We start from the raw sequence: 14,591 nt of genomic DNA on the forward strand, positions 1-14,591 counted from the left end.
CGCCCTCAGTGCAGAGGCGGTCGTTCGCGATTACGAATCCGCTGCAAAAGAGATGGAGGCGAAACGCTGCCCGAATCTGCAGGTCGTCACCACCCGCGCGGATGGACGAAAGCGCTCCTATCAATTCGAGTTGTCGATCGCCGAGACCACATTGGCCGACAGCTACTTCGTCGTTCGCTTCGCCTATCCTAGCGACGAAATTGAACGACGCCGCGCGGAAACAGCCGCCCGGAGCGCTGAGCGGGAAGGGGCCCTGATCGATCAGACCTTCGACCTCCACCACGCCTATGGTGCGCGAAACTGGCGCTTCTCGGCTCAGGGCTCCGTTGATCTCGAGCCCGAAGCCGTCTTCGACGACGGCAAGGAGACGACGTTTCGCTTTGCGGGCAACCGCGAAGTCCCCGCCATTTACCTGATCAATTCTGATGGATCGGAAAGTTTGGTGCAAGGATGTCCGCGGCGAACTGGTGGTCGTCCACGCAACGGCCCGCGAGTTTCGGCTGCGGAAGGGCAACATCGTGCTCTGCATTTTCAATGAAGCGTTCGACCCGGTCGGCATCAATCCGGGCACCAATACCACCAGCCCCTCGATCGAGCGGCGGGCCAGGAAGTCAGCCCCAATCTCAAGGCCCCGATAGGCAATCGATATGACCGAGCTTAACAACGAAACGATCGATGGCGATCGCGGCATCACGCCGGTTGGCCAGGCTGACCACGCACGGACGACGATGCTCAAGCGCGGATTTGGCGCACTCGGGCTCACGGCATTCGCCTTTCTCATCATCTGGAGCACGTGGAGAGGCGATAAGCCGGTCGCTGAGTCCGCCCGCAAGCTCATGATCCGTCAGGCCGCAGCGTTCGAGCCGGCCACGGAAGCTCCGGGAGCTCCACTCACCACAGCTTCAATTCCCGCGGCAGCGCCACCTACCGGGCCGGCGGTCACCCCACCCGTGCCGGACCAGATGCTCGAAAGCGCACGTCGTGCACCGGTCCTGGCTTATAACCGGCCGGTCTCGGCCGGCGGTTTAGCCCGCAGCGGCCAAATGGGGACCGGTGCTGCCGATCCCTACGCCTTCGGACGGGCCGAGCCGCCGAATGAGCTTGCCGGGGGTCTTGACAGGGTTAATAGGCAATCACCGGCGTTCCGCACGCCATCATCACCAAGCCAAACGGCTCGGGCCAATTGATCGGGAAGAGCAATGCTGCCGCGCCGGCGAAAAAGGGTTGCTTTCCAATCTTCTCGACTCCGCCGATGAGTTGCACTTTTTCGGCCAAACAGCGCCGTGCGCTCCGTTCCTCGAACGGCTCATAAACTGCAATCAGTGCCCAACTTATTTGCCAGAGCTGCATCAACCCCCGGCAGGAAGGCCGCAAGGCCTGCGCCCTCAAGCGTGCTTCGAATGCGGAGAAGCTCACCTCTTTGGACCCCGCAAGCGTCGCCTCGCAGTCCGGTGGCGAGAGCGCGGCCGCGGGCCGCGAATACATCCGCCCACGGGAGCGGTTCGGCGCGTGTATAGTCCTCCAATACACTGACGTATTCGAGCGCGCCCTCCCCGTCACCCGATGACAAAAGGCCCTCGATCGCGTCGCGATAGAACCACAGATGATTATGCGCGACGGCGCCACGGGCCAGCATCGTCCTGCCTTCTGCCAAAAGATCCTGGCGTTCCGCAAAATCTTCGACCGTCCGGCTCAGTGCGCTGGTGACCTTGGGGCCGCAAAATTGGGTTCCGGCCTCCCTGCAGATCGCCAGCGCTTCGCGCAGCATCGCCTCGGCCTCGCGCACGCAATGCGAAAGGTTGGACGCTATCTATCGCGGAAGGCTTCAAGACAGAAAAACGATTGCGCAAACGTTTTCGTATGCCATAATCCTGCAGAACCTGGATTGCTCAACAAAATACAGGCGCGGGACGTGGCGACCATCGCCGATGTTGCTCGACAAGCGGGCGTTTCGGTCTCGACCGTTTCGCACGTCGTGAACGGTACGCGGCGGGTTGCGCCGGACACGGCGCGCGCCGTGGAAGCGGCGATCACCTCCTTGAGCTACCGTCCCAACATCATGGCGCGCAGCCTGAAGGCCGCTTCGACCCGCTCGGTCGGCATCGCGATCTCCTCGATTTCCAATCCCTATTTCAGCGACATCATCTGTGCGATCGAAACCGAGTGCGCGCGCCTCGGCATGATGGTGTTTCTGTCCGACACCGAGGATGACCCGGACCGTGAGCTCGACGTCGTCATGGCGCTGCATCAGCGTCGCGTCGACGGCATCATTCTCGCGCCGAGCCCCGATCCCGGTCGGCGCGCGCTCGCCTATCTGCGCGACGTGAGGCTGCCCTGTGTGCTTGTCGATCGCATGCCCGATCCCGCCTTCGATCAGGTCGGCATCAACAACCGCGAGGCGATGCGCAATCTCGTCGAGTGGGTCGCCGCGCACGGTCATCGCCGTATCGGCTATGTGGGCGGCAATCCGAGATTTGCGACCACGCTCGAGCGTATTGCCGGCTATCGCGAGAGTCTGGCCGGCGCCGGCGGCGTGATCGACGAACGCCTTCTCGTTACCGGCAGTGCGACGACGAACAGCGCGATGCAGGCCGCGGAGCGGCTGCTTGATCTCGATCAGCCGCCGACCGCATTGGTCGGCGGCAACAATCTCGCGACGATCGGCATCATGAAAGCGATCCAGAGGCGCGGATTGCGGGTGCCGAAAGACATCTCGGTCGTCGGCTTCGACGATTTCGAATGGGCCGATTGCTTCGAGCCGCGCCTGACGCTGGTCGCGCAACCCTGCGTGGAGATCGGCCGGCGCGCGGCCTTCCTGCTCATGGAGCGGATTGCCGCTCCGCAAGGGGCGCGGCGCACCATTCGACTCGACGCGGCGATCATCGAGCGCGAATCCTGCGGGAGACCGAAATGAATACGGGCGCTCAGGCCCCGCTGCTCGCCATGCATGGCATCGTCAAGAGCTTTGGCGGCGCACAGGCGCTGCGCGGAGTCGATTTCGATCTCAAGAGCGGGGAAATCCACGCGCTGCTTGGCGAAAACGGCGCGGGCAAGTCGACCCTAATGAACGTTCTTTCCGGCGTCATCGCGCCGGATCAGGGCGCAATCTGCATCGACGGCGCCGCCGTCCGCTTCACCGATCCACGCGCCGCGCAGGCCGCGGGCGTCGCGACGATCTTTCAGGAGCTCGATCTCGTCCCGAGCCTCGATGTGACTGCCAACCTGTTTCTCGGCCGGGAATTGACGCGAGCAGGCGTCCTCGATGGCGGCGCGATGCGCCGCGCGGCGCGGGCAAGGCTCGGCGAGCTCGGCTTCGATGTGGATGTCGATCAGCCCGTAGGTGAATTGTCGGTCGGTCGGCGACAGATCGTCGCGATCGCCAAGGCCCTGACCTACGAGTCGCGAATTCTCGTGATGGACGAGCCGACGGCCGCGCTCACCGCCGCAGAGGTGCAGCGGCTGTTTCATGTGATGCGCGACATCGCGAGACGCGGTGTCGGCATCGTCTACATCTCGCATCGGCTCGAAGAGGTTCCGCGCGTCGCCGACCGCGTGACGGTTCTGCGCGATGGCAGGATCGCAGGGACCGCGCCGCCGGCCGCGCCGCAATCCGATCTCGTGGCGTTACTCGTCGGACGGCCGCTGACGGAGCTCTATCCGCGCCGCAGCGGCGCGCTCGGCCGCCGTGTGCTGCGTCTGGAGCGGGCCGCCTATCGCCCGCGCCGGCACCGGGCCGGTTGGCGTGCACCGCGTGAGGTCTCGCTCGAGGTGCGCGCCGGTGAGGTCGTCGGCCTCGCCGGCATCATGGGAGCAGGACGGACCGAGTTGCTTTCTGCGCTCTATGGCGTGGGCGGTCCCGGCGCCTGGTCGGGCCGTGTCGAGGTCGAGGAACGGCCGGCGAGGCTGAACTCGATTCCGGAGGCTCGTCGCGCAGGCGTCGCCTTTGTCAGCGACGATCGCCGGGGCACCGGTCTGATGCTGCGCGACAGCGTCGAACGCAATCTCGTCGCCTCGGTGCTGCGGCGCGTGTCGCCGTTCTTTCTGATGTCGCAAGCGCGCCAGGCGAGGCTAGCCGGTCAGGCGATCAAGGCATTCGACGTGCGGCCGCCGCGGCCGGAGCTCGCGGTCGGCGCGCTCTCCGGAGGCAACCAGCAGAAAGTCGCGCTTGCCAAGGAGGTGCTTGGTGAGCCGCGCCTGCTTCTGCTCGACGAGCCGACGCGCGGCGTGGATGTCGGCGCGAAGGGCGAAATCTACGCCAGGATTCGCGAGCTCGCCGCGCAAGGCGTCGGCATTCTCGTCGCCTCCAGTGAAATGCCGGAACTGATCGGCCTATGCGATCGCATCGTCGTGCTGAGGGGCGGACGTACGGTTGCCGAGTTTCCCGCCGGCGCCGCAGAGGACGACATCCTCGCGGTAGCCGAATCCAGTCAGGATGACAGCGATGAATGACGCCGCAACACTTGTGAAATCCACGCGCGTGCAGCCCGCACGGACCCGCCATCTCGACTTCTTCGCCATCGCGGTCCGCTTTCAGAGCGTCATTGGTCTCATCCTTGTTGCGATCGGCGGCATCATCTTCTCGCCGCGGCGGCACGGCTCCATCCTGTTCGTGGCGCCGGACAACATCGCAAACATAGTACGGGCGATTTCCGAGACGGGCATCATCGCCGTCGGCATGACCTTCGTCATCATCACCGCGGGGATCGATCTGTCGGTCGGTGCGCTGCTCAGTCTGTGCAGCGTGCTCACCGCCACGATCATGACGACCTGGGGCTGGGGACTCGTTCCGACCCTCCTGTTCGTGATGACCTGCGGCGCCCTGTTCGGTTGCGCGCAAGGCGCGATCTCGACCCGCTTTCGCCTCGAGGCTTTCATCGTGACGCTGGCGGGCCTGCAGGTCGCGCGCGGCCTGGCGCTGGTGATCTCCAACAACCAGTACATCAACATCTCCTACGGCAATGGTCCGGGTCTTGCGCCGCCGATTTTCTCGGTGCTGGGCGATCGGCTCTTCGACAACACGGTTCCGGTCGCGACACTGGTGTTTCTCGTCGTCGCGATCGTGGCCACCTTCGTGCTGAACTTCACGCGATTCGGCCGCTACGTCTTCGCGGTCGGCGGCAATGAGCGGGCGGCGCGGCTCTCCGGCGTGCCGGTCACGCTGGTTAAGATCTCGGTCTACGCGATCACGGGCATGGTGTCGGCCATCGCCGGCATCGTCCACGCCGGCCAGTTCAATTTCGGCAGCGCCAATGACGGCACGGGCTATGAATTGACCGCGATCGCGGCGGTGGTCATCGGCGGCACCAGCCTGTTCGGCGGCGCTGGCTCGATGATCGGTACGATCGCAGGTGCGATCATGCTCGGCGCGTTGGCCAACATCCTTCAGCTCAACAACATCAATGCGGCTCTGCAACTGCTCGCGACCGGCGCGATCATCGTCGTGGCCGCGGTTCTTCAATCTCTCGTTCGTCGCCGCGAGGGATTGGGTCGTTGACCCCAATGGCGACGTAAAGACCTGGCGGCGACCAGCCCCGCCGGGAAGAGACCGCTCGTCAGTGGCGGAATGTTCGAAGCAAACAGGGGAGTGAAATTATGCGACGCGCATCTACGAAGGCAAGGTTCTGGTCCAATCTGGTGCTGGGCGCCGGCACGGCGACGCTCGTCGCCGGTGCAGCGCAGGCGGCGCCGCTGGTCAAGGAGTGCAGCAAGACCGGGGAGTTTGTCATCGGCTTCTCGCAGGCCAACAATGCCGAGCCCTACCGCCAGCACGTCAACGACCAGCTGACCGCTGCGGCGAAGAAAGTGCCGCAATTCAAGCTGCAGATTGCCGACGGCGCCGGCAACGTGAATACACAGACCTCGCAGATGGACAATTTCATCACCCAGAAGGTCGACCTGATCCTGATCTCACCGTTCGAGGCCGCGCCTCTGACGCCGGTCGTCGCGCGGGCCATGAAGGCCGGCATTCCCGTCATCGAGCTCGACCGCAAGACGGTCGGCGAGCCCGGCAAGGAATATACGGCCTTCATCGGCGGGGACAATTTCAAGATCGCCGAGGAGGCGGGCAAATACGTCGCCGGCAAGCTCCTGCCGGACGGCGGCGAAGTGGCGGTGCTCCAGGGCCTGCCGAGCTCGACGCCCGCCGTCGAACGACTCAACGGCTTCAAGTCCGGCGTGAAGGACAATCCAAAGGTCCAGGTTGTCGCCGAGCAGGCCGCCGACTGGCTGCCGGACAAGGCGCAGACCGCATTCGCCGCGATGCTCCAGGCTCATCCGAACATCAAGGCGGTTTATGCGAGCAACGACATGATGGCCGCCGGTGCGCGTCTTGCGGCGAAGGGCGCCGGGAAGCTCGATCAAGTGAAGATCCTCGGGACTGATGGCTTGCCCGGGCCTGCTGGCGGCATCCGCGCGGTTGCGGAAGGCGAGTGGGCAGCAACCTTCACCTACCCGACCGGAGGCCCGGAGGCGATCGAGATGGCGAAGTCTATCCTGCTCGATTGCGCCGAGAAGGTGCAGACCGTGGTGACCGTGCCGACCACCGCGATCACGCCCGACAACGCGAAGCAGTTGATGCAGAACTGAACGAAGTCCTCGCGCATCGCTCGGTGTTGCGGGCTTGACATCGGCCGCGCTCGCTACGCGCTGCTAGCGGGCATCACTGGCCGATCCGGGAAGGTGAAGCGCGCGCCTCTGTCGGCGCGCGCCTCGTCTCCCCACGTCAAGTTCGAGCAGCGACCCGGTGGATGGGCCGACAGCTTGGTGAATGTGCATGGAAATCCTGTTCGATCCTCATCCTCGATGATCTGGCCGGCCCCATCTTCGAACTGCTCCTTGAACTCATCGTCCGGCTGTTCGAAGCTCTCTTTCACCTGATCGGCTGGCTGTTTGAGCGCTTTCGGCGCTGGCTGGATTTGCAGCCCAATATCGATCCCTCGATGCTGCACAGGTTCGGCCGGCTGTCGGTCGGCATCGGCTTGAGCCTGGTTTCGCGCCTGGCGTTGTTCGCCGCGCCGTTTCGTTGCCCAGTACATCGCTCTGGTGGGCCCCGCCATCCAGTCGAACCGTAGCCATGGCATCGCGATGATGGCCTAGAATCAGCAATTTCAGTGCTGGCAGCGGAGCCAGCGTTCTTCCGGATCTCAGAAGTAAGAAGCCGCCGCCCGAAGATCCATGAAGTGAAGCACGAAGCGGATGTTGATCATCCGGGAGGGACACGCGTGCGGCTGCTCTCGGTAGTTGCGCGAACGAATTGCCTCCGGCGTGATCTCGCTGAACGGCACGAAGGGCCAGGGTTCCTTCCGTAGTTCTCCGGCCGTGAACATAGTTTCGCCTCCTCAGCTGCATTAAAAGCGTTGGTGCAGGTCTTTGAGCTGGCAAGAAAATGCGACGTGGAGCTGCATGCTCGTCCCTGGAAGAGCTCAGGCTCAAAAACCAACTGCATAGCGCAGATGCGCGGACCGCTCTCCGGCGGTAACCATTGCATTATGGAGCGCCAATGGCTTCCATTCTGGACAAGCTCGCCGAAGAGCAGATCACAAAGAGCTTAGCGGAGCAGTTTTCAAGCCTGGTGAACTCGGCGCGCGAAGAGGGGGTGGGTCCTTTGGCCCCGCGGACCAGGGTGAAGACCTCGCGCTCCCTCCCGGCAACGGGTCATCGGTCGGCCGGTTGGCGCTATGTGGCTTTCGCTCCTCTACTAGCGGCATCCATTAGTGTCGCGGCGTGGCGATGGCCATCCTCCTCTGATTCGACAATGAAGCCCCCCTCAGGCCCGGCAGCTCTGATGAAAGCCGCGCCGAACGACGTCGCGCCGACTGCTGTTTCCCTATCCGCCGAGGTTGCGCAGCAGCTTCAACCGATGGCGCGCGATTTCGCCGTGTTGAGGCAAACGGTGGAACAGCTCGAAGTGAGGCAAGGACAGTTGGTCCGCGACAATGAAAATCTCGCGAGCCAACTCAAGGCGAGCCGGGAAGAATTGGCGCGGAACTACAGTATCATCGACAAGGTCAAGGCGACTCAGATCGAGATGGCGCGCGAAAGCCAGACACTCATCGAGCAGCTCAACGCGAACCAGGAACAACTCGCCCACGTTATCGCCAATGCCTCAGCGCCAAAAGTAATGCCTGAAGAGCCAAAGGTACGCCCCGGAGAGCCAATGGCGATACCCGAAATACCACCCCTGCCGCGGCCGCGGCCGTCGGCCAACGTCGCCCCGTCGCCAAAGCCGGCGCAAAGTCTAGCGCGGCCGCAAACTATAAAACCGCAATCGTCATTGGCATGGCCTTGGTCAATGCGCTAATGCGGCACACGTCCCCCGCTTGCCATCTGCCCCGCAGCGCCCAACAAACGGCATCGGTTGGCGCCAAGGCTTCGAAAATGTTTAAAGGCCGAGACGAAATGGGTCTTGATTGGCGGGCTCACCATTGAAGCGCGGTAGACGGCATCTGCCTGATATCAGCCCCAGAGATTGAATTTCCCGTTCGGCCTGGTCATCAGCCGTCATTACTCCGAGCGGCAGTTCCTTCGGCGCAAGGATGTAGCGTGCTGCGGCGTCCACCCACACCGTGAAGATCGCGCCCATCGCTGCGGCAATCGAAACTGATCGCGTGGTGCGCGCAGCAACGACCCAGCGCGCGCAGTGCGGCACGATGAGCCCCACAAACCCGACCGCGCCTGACGTCGATACAAACACGCCACTCATCAGTGCGGTGGCTACAAACATCTCTAACCGAAGCGCCTTCACATCATGCCGAGCGTGTGTGCGGTCTCATCACCAATTAGTCGCGCGGGCTACGCGTGCGTTCGGGCCTTGCAGCGACGGCCAAAAAGTGACACAGCGCGAGGTCATTCGCCGGTCGGAACAGATTGCGTTATGGCGCTTCATCCCAACGTGGAGATGAAACGACAAGACGCACGCCCATCCCGAACTCACGAGTGGGCTTCCGATCGGTCTTGAACAGCCGTTGTGCGGCCTCGACGTTCGTGGCGCAGCGCTCGAGCCAGCGAGCCACCAGAAAATCAACCAGCGCAGCCAATCGCCGCCGGGCCACCGCAAGAACAGGCCCTGCGTCCAAGCTCTGGTCGGATGGTCTCTTGACCTCGTTGCGGGCGTTCATCTTGCCCTCCTGCCGGTTCGGCGGAGGGAGCGGCCCTGCGCCGAGAGTTACACTCTTGCTTTGCGGATCAGCCCCGCTTCGAGCTGAAAATTCGGACCCCGTGTCGTCACGGACATGCACGACCAATCGGCCAGCCGAACAAGCGGCCGGACGCGGGCGGCAATCTCTGCGATGTGTGTGCGTGCGTTGCGCATCACGGTCCTCAAGAGTGCGGGCAAATTCACCGCGGCGAATGTCATGATCTAAGCGCAGAGAAATTCAGACCGTCAAATGTTTTATGTTCACGAGGTGCGGAATTGTTGCCGGCCAGCAATTTTCGAACGCCGGCACTGCCGGCTGCCTTCGAAAATTTCAGGGTGTGGTCAACGCTTCCTTCATCAGCCGACTTTATGCAGTTGACCTGATGAGACGCGGATCCGGCAGGACCGTCGGTGGAAGGTCTTGAATGTTCGTAACGGCAGGGCAGATCGGGCCTTGGCCTTGAGGCGCAGCGGCATGCCGTTGATGAGTCCCTGAACGGCGGTAACTGGAAACTGGTGAAGGAGTTTGTCGAGGTCGAGAGCGGCCAGCGCTCGGACCGGCCGCAGCTAGATGCCGCGCTCAAGGCGTGCCGGGCCTACGGGGCCGAGCTGGTGATCGCTAAGCTCGATCGTCTCACCCGCGACGCCCACTTCCTGTTGGGTCTGGAAAAGGCCGGTGTCGATTTCGTGGCTGCCGATATGCCCACCGCCAACCGGCTCACGGTCGGAATCATGGCAATGCTGGCTGAAGAAGAGAGGCGGATGATCTCGAAGCGCACCAAGGATGCGCTGGCGGCGGCTAAGCGGCGCGGCGTCAAGCTCGGCCGCGATTGCGGTGTTGTGCCGACCGCGAGGGCGCGCAAGTTGGCTATCGAGACGTTACGCGAGCGAGCGGCGTCCAGAGCTGACGATCTCGCTCCAATCATCGAGGAGCTGCGGGCAGGTGGCGCCACGTCATTGAGTGCGATCGCAGGTGGCCTGAATGCCAAGGGTATTGCAACGCCACGCGGACGCCCTCCGGTTCGGGTTTAGGCACAACCGTTGAAATCGGTAGGCTGTAGCTATATGAGAACAATCAAGCACTTACGTGTAAAACTGGCCTTTTCGCACCCTAGATGTTTCAATGGGTTAGAGAGCCACTGTAAAACCCGATGACAGAACGTCTACGCATCATTCCACACGAGGCTGTACCGAACTGCGGGAGCTTCGAGGTCCGCTTTCCTGACGGTCATCAACCTCAAATTGTCGCCCGAAGATCGGCTGGCGGCATTCTCTCTCAAGCAGACCGTCCGAACATTTGAGCGGCTGTGTCCTTGCTCGAGCCTTGCAACCTTGTGTAGGAGACCGCATTATCCGGACTTGAGCCATTTCAAGCAGGAGATTCCCGTGAAGCGCCGCGCCCTTGCTTTGACTGCATTTCTCTGTGCCAGCGCGCCAATCCTCGCGGCCGGCGTTGCGTCAGCTGCGGATCTTTCGATCTCCCCGGCGCGCAGGTCTGCATCTGTTTACGGAACGGGATCCGTCTTCTGGGATGACGTCTATCCGCCCGCGATCTACGGCCCCCATCTTCGATCGATTGAGGAAGTAAGCGCACTGAAAGCGGCGCGCCGGCCGGTCTCTTCGCTCTGGTCGGGGTACGATCCGCTGCGCCTCGATGCACGCGGCAGATGGTGAAGCAGCAGTGTATGAAGCAAGGCTGCTGGCGCTGTTGGCATCCTGATCCAGAAAAAGATCCTTATTCGCCCGTTACGGCGCCCGTACCTTGGTAGCGGCCATATTTTTATTGGGACAACGAGCCAACCCGCTGCGGCCAGAGCAGGTGGATCGCGAGACCGCCCTTATCGATCGCTTGGCCAGTGTTTTCCACGAACCGGCGACGGCCTTCTTCATGGCCAGGCCTATCGACGAAGGACGCTCTTTCAACCGCGGTCTTCCGGATAGGGCTCCGCGATATCCGTCGACCATCTGCTCGATTAACTTCTCAGTCACAATGCCGGGGAGGTCCGATCCTCTTGCTGCCATGGACAGCGAAAGCGCCAGCCGGATAAGGTCGTAGGCGGGATAGCTAATCACCGTTTGGTCGAGATCCCGCATCTCGATCTCGACATCGCCGTCGGCATTCGCAAGCGGACCAAGATTGCCGGTATGGCAATCCCCGCAGATCCAAATCGCCGGGCCGGATGGAATGCGGCAGCGTTGCTCGGACAAAAGCTCATAGAAGAGGGCAGTACTCCCACGAACGAAGGCTTGCGGTGAGCGCGCCATCTTTTGCAGCCGGTGCTTTTCGAGGATTCTGCGTCGATCAACAGGTGAGGTAGGTTCATCGCGGTCTCGGGCCATAGTCTAAATGAGAGGCTCCTATCCATCTTTAAATAACTTCAACGGCCAACAAAGAGCTTCGTTTCAAAGCGGCGGACTTGCGAGGAACCTTTTATTTGAGCCCGGCTTTAACGTTTGAGCGGGCGGGGACCGACTTTCATGTGAGTTTCAGAGCGCCGCAAAGCAAGCTCGGCTCTGGACGCAAAGGCCTGCGAGGCTGCTGCAAGGTAGAAGTCGTCGCTCAGAGTCGAAGAAAGCCAAAAACCATTTCCCCACATGATGGACCATTGCGCCAGATAGAGTTCAGGCCCATGCTGGAATTCTTCGCCCCAGGCTCGCCCGCGCTTTTTGTGTTGCTGATACTGTGTCTCGCCCTGGTACTGTTTTTCGAATTTTCGAACGGCTTTCACGACACTGCCAATGCTGTTGCTACCGTCATCTACACTCATTCCCTTAAAGCTACCCACGCCGTCGTCTGGTCGGGTTTGATGAACTTTCTTGGTGTGCTTGCCGGCGGAATTGCGGTGGCCTATGCCCTGGTCGCGCTCATTCCGCCGGACGTCTTAACCCCCTGATCTGGAATGTCGGTACGTGGTGGTTGGGCATTCCTCTGCAAAGCGCAAGTGCATCAAACGACTGGTCGCATCATCGATGAAGACGAGCAGGGTGCATTGTGGGCCGCGATCCTCGAACCACCAGTGTTCAGAGCCGTCGATCTGAATCAACTCGCCCACACAGTCGCGACGATGCCGTGGCTGGTAGACCCGTTTGAGCCGTTGCCGGCGATCCTGCCAGAGCCCGTCGGCCAGCATCCAGCGCCGCACCGTCTCAACACCAAAATGCAGCCCGTGCCGCTCCGAAAGCTTCTCTGCCGCCAACGTCGGGCCGAAGTCGCCGTAATTGGCCTTGATCAGCGCCATCGCTTCGGTCCGGACAACCGCCGGATACGCCCGATTGCTCGGCTTGCCGCGCTTCTTGGAAATCAGAGCTACAGGCCCGCCAGCGCGATATGCCTTGAGCAATCGGAACACCTGGCGTCTCGTCACGCCCATCAACTGCGCCGCTTCGCTCGGTCGTATCCGCTCGGCCAGCAAGTCCTTCAGCACGTGAACCCGGTCGATCTCCGCTCGGCTCATCGACAGCACCGTCATCACACCAAAACTCCCAAGCCATCATGGCCGGGACAGTGACATCTGTAATGAGGACAGGTGTGACCTTTCTAACGGTGGTCTACAGTTCACTTTCGCATAATATTGATTATGGAATACTTTTGCAATTCTTGAAATGCGACGGAATATGACTTCGGATTACTTTGATATACTTTCGATCACATTTTGTCCAGATCAGCCAGCTTGCGGCGTGTCGCACGCCGGCTCTAAGCCCGGAAAGTGCCGCTGGACATAACCACGACGGGTTTTGCGCTTGAGCCAGGACTCGAGGGCCTCGGCGGCCTGCACGTGCCCATTGAACAGATCGAGCCGCCGTCGGCCGCGCGCACCGAGACGACCCCATTCACGCACCAATGCCGTATCGCCAAACAGCGTCGGTTCGATCGTGAGCACATAGAGCCGCGCCATGTTCCGGGCCGGATCGCGACGCTCGAGCACGATATATTGCACGGTGAGTTCGGACATGCGCCAGAATCGCAATTACCGAATCGACCGTCCAATTAAATAAATGAATCGATCAGGGCCAACGATTCAGAAATTTCATGCTGATAACGGGACAGGTCGCGGCCAGGCTCGCGATAGGCGACTGAGACGTCGCGCAACTCCGGTTCGAAGACACGGCCCCTGATCACCGGCGTGACCTCGATCTTGATCTGCGCGTCGCCTTTCTGGACGGTCAGCTTGGGCGGTGCCGCCCTTGAGCGCAAAATCGGGCTCCGCCGCGACGAACGGGATCGTCTCGTTCAACAAGGCCACTTGATGCCGATATTTTTCAGACGGGGGCATTGAGGTCGTCTGGGATGGTTATGAGGTATTTGGTGTCGAGTTTGCCGCCCTTGACGAGCATACGCTTTCCCGTGCCGAGATTGACTTTCGACTTGTCGATCTGTTTGAGCCAGGCGTGCTGATGTCGCTCCGCGAACCAGAAGAACAGTCGTTTGACCTTGACGCTTTTGCAGTCGTCGAAAAGCATTTGCAGCCGTCGGGGACTCAGGCTCCTCAGGCCTTCTGCCAGCGCATCGACCTGATGGAAGCTTTCGTGGCGGGGCAATTCGTCGAGCAGTTCGAGGAACGCACGTTCGCGCCGGGCATCAGGCACGTGACCGTGACATTGCTATCCCTCAGCTCTTCGCGGATCGCGAAGGAGAATGAATCGAGGAAGGCCTTGCTGGCGTTATAGACCGCCTGAAAGCTGCCCGGTATAAAGCCGGCGATCGAGCCGGTGATCAGGATGCGCCCCGAATTGCGCCGGAGCATCTCGTTTCCGGCGCGATGGATGAGGTAGAGCGTGCCGGTGATGTTGGTGTCGATCACGCGCCTGACATTGGCAAAATCCTGATCGAGAAAGGCCTTACCGAGCCCGACAGCGGCATTGGCCAGTAACGCATCGATCGGCCGGCCGGCGAACGCGGCGCAGAGCTTATCGACGCCCTCGCTAGTTGCAAGATCGACTTGCACCGACTCGACGCTGCCGCCCAGCCGGCGGAGCTCATCCGCCGCGTCCTCGACCGCAGGCTCGTCGGCCGCGATTAGAAGATCGAAACCGCCCTCGGCGCAGCAGCGCGCGAGCTCCTTACCGATGCCGGTGGACGCCGATCTTCCCCCGAAAAAATGGACAGAGTTAAGCGGCTTTTAGCTCCATCTCGATCGGGCTGATATAGCCGATGGCGGAGTGACGACGCTTTCGATTATAGAAGCCCTCGATGTAAGCAAAGATATCACGTGTGGCTTCCTCACGTGTTTCGTAATGCTGGTGATGGACGAGTTCCGTTTTGAGCGTGTGAAAGAAACTCTCCATCGGCGCGTTATCATAGCAATCGGACTTGCGGCTCATCGAGGCCTGAAAACCGGCGGACTGCATCATCTTGCGATACTCCGCCGAAGCATATTGGGCGGATTCAAGCGGTCGTCGCAACACCGATTGTGTTCACTCACGATAGTAACTCGTCAAGCGCCTCTGCCGGCGT

Annotated in this window: 17 protein-coding genes and 5 pseudogenes; 10 read left to right on the plus strand and 12 right to left on the minus strand. The window is 61.5% G+C overall.

The genetic code is table 11. The annotated features are described in order from the left end of the window. Positions 1 to 52: 52 nt before the first annotated feature. Entirely contained in the window at positions 53 to 538 is a 486-nt protein-coding gene (locus SO139_RS38005; RefSeq protein WP_474801608.1) for a TrbG/VirB9 family P-type conjugative transfer protein, read from the plus strand. 587 nt (positions 539 to 1,125) lie between these two features. Here SO139_RS38005 and SO139_RS38010 read toward each other — a convergent pair. Then, positions 1,126 to 1,236: pseudogene (locus SO139_RS38010) on the minus strand (glycosyltransferase family 4 protein); the annotation flags it as partial. Positions 1,237 to 1,306: 70 nt separating this feature from the next. Then, on the minus strand, positions 1,307 to 1,768 hold the full coding sequence (locus tag SO139_RS38015) for a hypothetical protein (RefSeq protein ID WP_474801612.1): 462 nt from the start codon (positions 1,766 to 1,768) through the stop codon (positions 1,307 to 1,309). A 144-nt stretch (positions 1,769 to 1,912) separates the two neighbouring features. Here SO139_RS38015 and SO139_RS38020 point away from each other — a divergent pair, with 144 nt between their 5' ends. From SO139_RS38020 to SO139_RS38040, 5 genes are all read left to right on the plus strand, one after another. Then, entirely contained in the window at positions 1,913 to 2,914 is a 1,002-nt protein-coding gene (locus tag SO139_RS38020) for a LacI family DNA-binding transcriptional regulator (RefSeq protein ID WP_498541635.1), read from the plus strand. Continuing rightward, positions 2,911 to 4,449: a sugar ABC transporter ATP-binding protein gene (locus SO139_RS38025; RefSeq protein WP_474801616.1), complete on the plus strand. Its 1,539-nt coding sequence runs from the start codon at positions 2,911 to 2,913 to the stop codon at positions 4,447 to 4,449. The genes SO139_RS38020 and SO139_RS38025 overlap by 4 nt, the downstream gene beginning before the upstream one ends. After that, on the plus strand, positions 4,442 to 5,494 hold the full coding sequence (locus SO139_RS38030) for an ABC transporter permease (protein WP_498541636.1): 1,053 nt from the start codon (positions 4,442 to 4,444) through the stop codon (positions 5,492 to 5,494). The genes SO139_RS38025 and SO139_RS38030 overlap by 8 nt, the downstream gene beginning before the upstream one ends. A gap of 98 nt (positions 5,495 to 5,592) precedes the next feature. Continuing rightward, the gene (locus SO139_RS38035; RefSeq protein WP_474801620.1) at positions 5,593 to 6,585 is read left to right on the plus strand and encodes a substrate-binding domain-containing protein; all 993 of its coding nucleotides are present in this window, start codon (positions 5,593 to 5,595) and stop codon (positions 6,583 to 6,585) included. Positions 6,586 to 6,746: 161 nt separating this feature from the next. Further along, positions 6,747 to 7,070: a hypothetical protein gene (locus tag SO139_RS38040; protein ID WP_474801622.1), complete on the plus strand. Its 324-nt coding sequence runs from the start codon at positions 6,747 to 6,749 to the stop codon at positions 7,068 to 7,070. 72 nt (positions 7,071 to 7,142) lie between these two features. Here the strand turns inward: SO139_RS38040 and SO139_RS38045 are convergent, their stop codons facing one another. Then, on the minus strand, positions 7,143 to 7,325 hold the full coding sequence (locus SO139_RS38045) for a hypothetical protein (RefSeq protein ID WP_474801624.1): 183 nt from the start codon (positions 7,323 to 7,325) through the stop codon (positions 7,143 to 7,145). Positions 7,326 to 7,498: 173 nt separating this feature from the next. Between SO139_RS38045 and SO139_RS38050 the strand changes: the two genes are divergently transcribed. Then, positions 7,499 to 8,299 carry a hypothetical protein gene (locus SO139_RS38050; RefSeq protein ID WP_474801626.1) on the plus strand — a complete coding sequence of 267 codons (801 nt, stop codon included), beginning with the start codon at positions 7,499 to 7,501 and terminating at the stop codon, positions 8,297 to 8,299. Positions 8,300 to 8,380: 81 nt separating this feature from the next. Here the strand turns inward: SO139_RS38050 and SO139_RS38055 are convergent, their stop codons facing one another. Further along, entirely contained in the window at positions 8,381 to 8,743 is a 363-nt protein-coding gene (locus SO139_RS38055; RefSeq protein ID WP_498541637.1) for an iron chelate uptake ABC transporter family permease subunit, read from the minus strand. A 127-nt stretch (positions 8,744 to 8,870) separates the two neighbouring features. Then, positions 8,871 to 9,116 (minus strand): hypothetical protein, encoded by a 246-nt coding sequence (locus SO139_RS38060; protein WP_474801630.1) that lies wholly within the window; start codon positions 9,114 to 9,116, stop codon positions 8,871 to 8,873. 455 nt (positions 9,117 to 9,571) lie between these two features. On the opposite strand from SO139_RS38060, the pseudogene SO139_RS38065 reads away from it, so the two are divergent. Together SO139_RS38065 and SO139_RS38070 are read left to right on the plus strand one after the other, a co-directional pair. Continuing rightward, a pseudogene (locus tag SO139_RS38065) lies at positions 9,572 to 10,168 on the plus strand (recombinase family protein); the annotation flags it as partial. A 354-nt stretch (positions 10,169 to 10,522) separates the two neighbouring features. Next, positions 10,523 to 10,810 carry a hypothetical protein gene (locus SO139_RS38070; RefSeq protein ID WP_474801632.1) on the plus strand — a complete coding sequence of 96 codons (288 nt, stop codon included), beginning with the start codon at positions 10,523 to 10,525 and terminating at the stop codon, positions 10,808 to 10,810. Positions 10,811 to 10,882: 72 nt separating this feature from the next. Here SO139_RS38070 and SO139_RS38075 read toward each other — a convergent pair whose 3' ends face one another. Then, entirely contained in the window at positions 10,883 to 11,476 is a 594-nt protein-coding gene (locus tag SO139_RS38075) for a DUF2252 family protein (protein ID WP_474801634.1), read from the minus strand. A 290-nt stretch (positions 11,477 to 11,766) separates the two neighbouring features. On the opposite strand from SO139_RS38075, the gene SO139_RS38080 reads away from it, so the two are divergent. Beyond that, entirely contained in the window at positions 11,767 to 12,030 is a 264-nt protein-coding gene (locus SO139_RS38080) for an inorganic phosphate transporter (RefSeq protein ID WP_498541638.1), read from the plus strand. On the opposite strand, the gene SO139_RS38085 is transcribed toward SO139_RS38080, so the two are convergent. The 6 genes and pseudogenes from SO139_RS38085 to SO139_RS38110 form a co-directional block, all read right to left on the minus strand. After that, on the minus strand, positions 12,019 to 12,606 hold the full coding sequence (locus SO139_RS38085) for a helix-turn-helix domain-containing protein (protein WP_498541639.1): 588 nt from the start codon (positions 12,604 to 12,606) through the stop codon (positions 12,019 to 12,021). The genes SO139_RS38080 and SO139_RS38085 overlap by 12 nt on opposite strands. A gap of 192 nt (positions 12,607 to 12,798) precedes the next feature. Then, positions 12,799 to 13,089 carry a WGR domain-containing protein gene (locus SO139_RS38090; RefSeq protein ID WP_498541640.1) on the minus strand — a complete coding sequence of 97 codons (291 nt, stop codon included), beginning with the start codon at positions 13,087 to 13,089 and terminating at the stop codon, positions 12,799 to 12,801. Positions 13,090 to 13,124: 35 nt separating this feature from the next. Further along, entirely contained in the window at positions 13,125 to 13,331 is a 207-nt protein-coding gene (locus tag SO139_RS38095) for a hypothetical protein (RefSeq protein WP_474805088.1), read from the minus strand. Positions 13,332 to 13,396: 65 nt separating this feature from the next. Beyond that, a pseudogene (locus SO139_RS38100) lies at positions 13,397 to 13,705 on the minus strand (type IV toxin-antitoxin system AbiEi family antitoxin domain-containing protein); the annotation flags it as partial. After that, a pseudogene (locus SO139_RS38105) lies at positions 13,705 to 14,205 on the minus strand (SDR family NAD(P)-dependent oxidoreductase); the annotation flags it as partial. The pseudogenes SO139_RS38105 and SO139_RS38100, both read right to left, overlap by 1 nt. Positions 14,206 to 14,245: 40 nt before the next feature. Continuing rightward, positions 14,246 to 14,518 (minus strand): annotated as a pseudogene (locus SO139_RS38110) (IS3 family transposase); the annotation flags it as partial. Positions 14,519 to 14,591: the final 73 nt, after the last annotated feature.

The sequence above is a fragment of the Bradyrhizobium sp. UFLA05-89 genome (assembly GCF_059803475.1).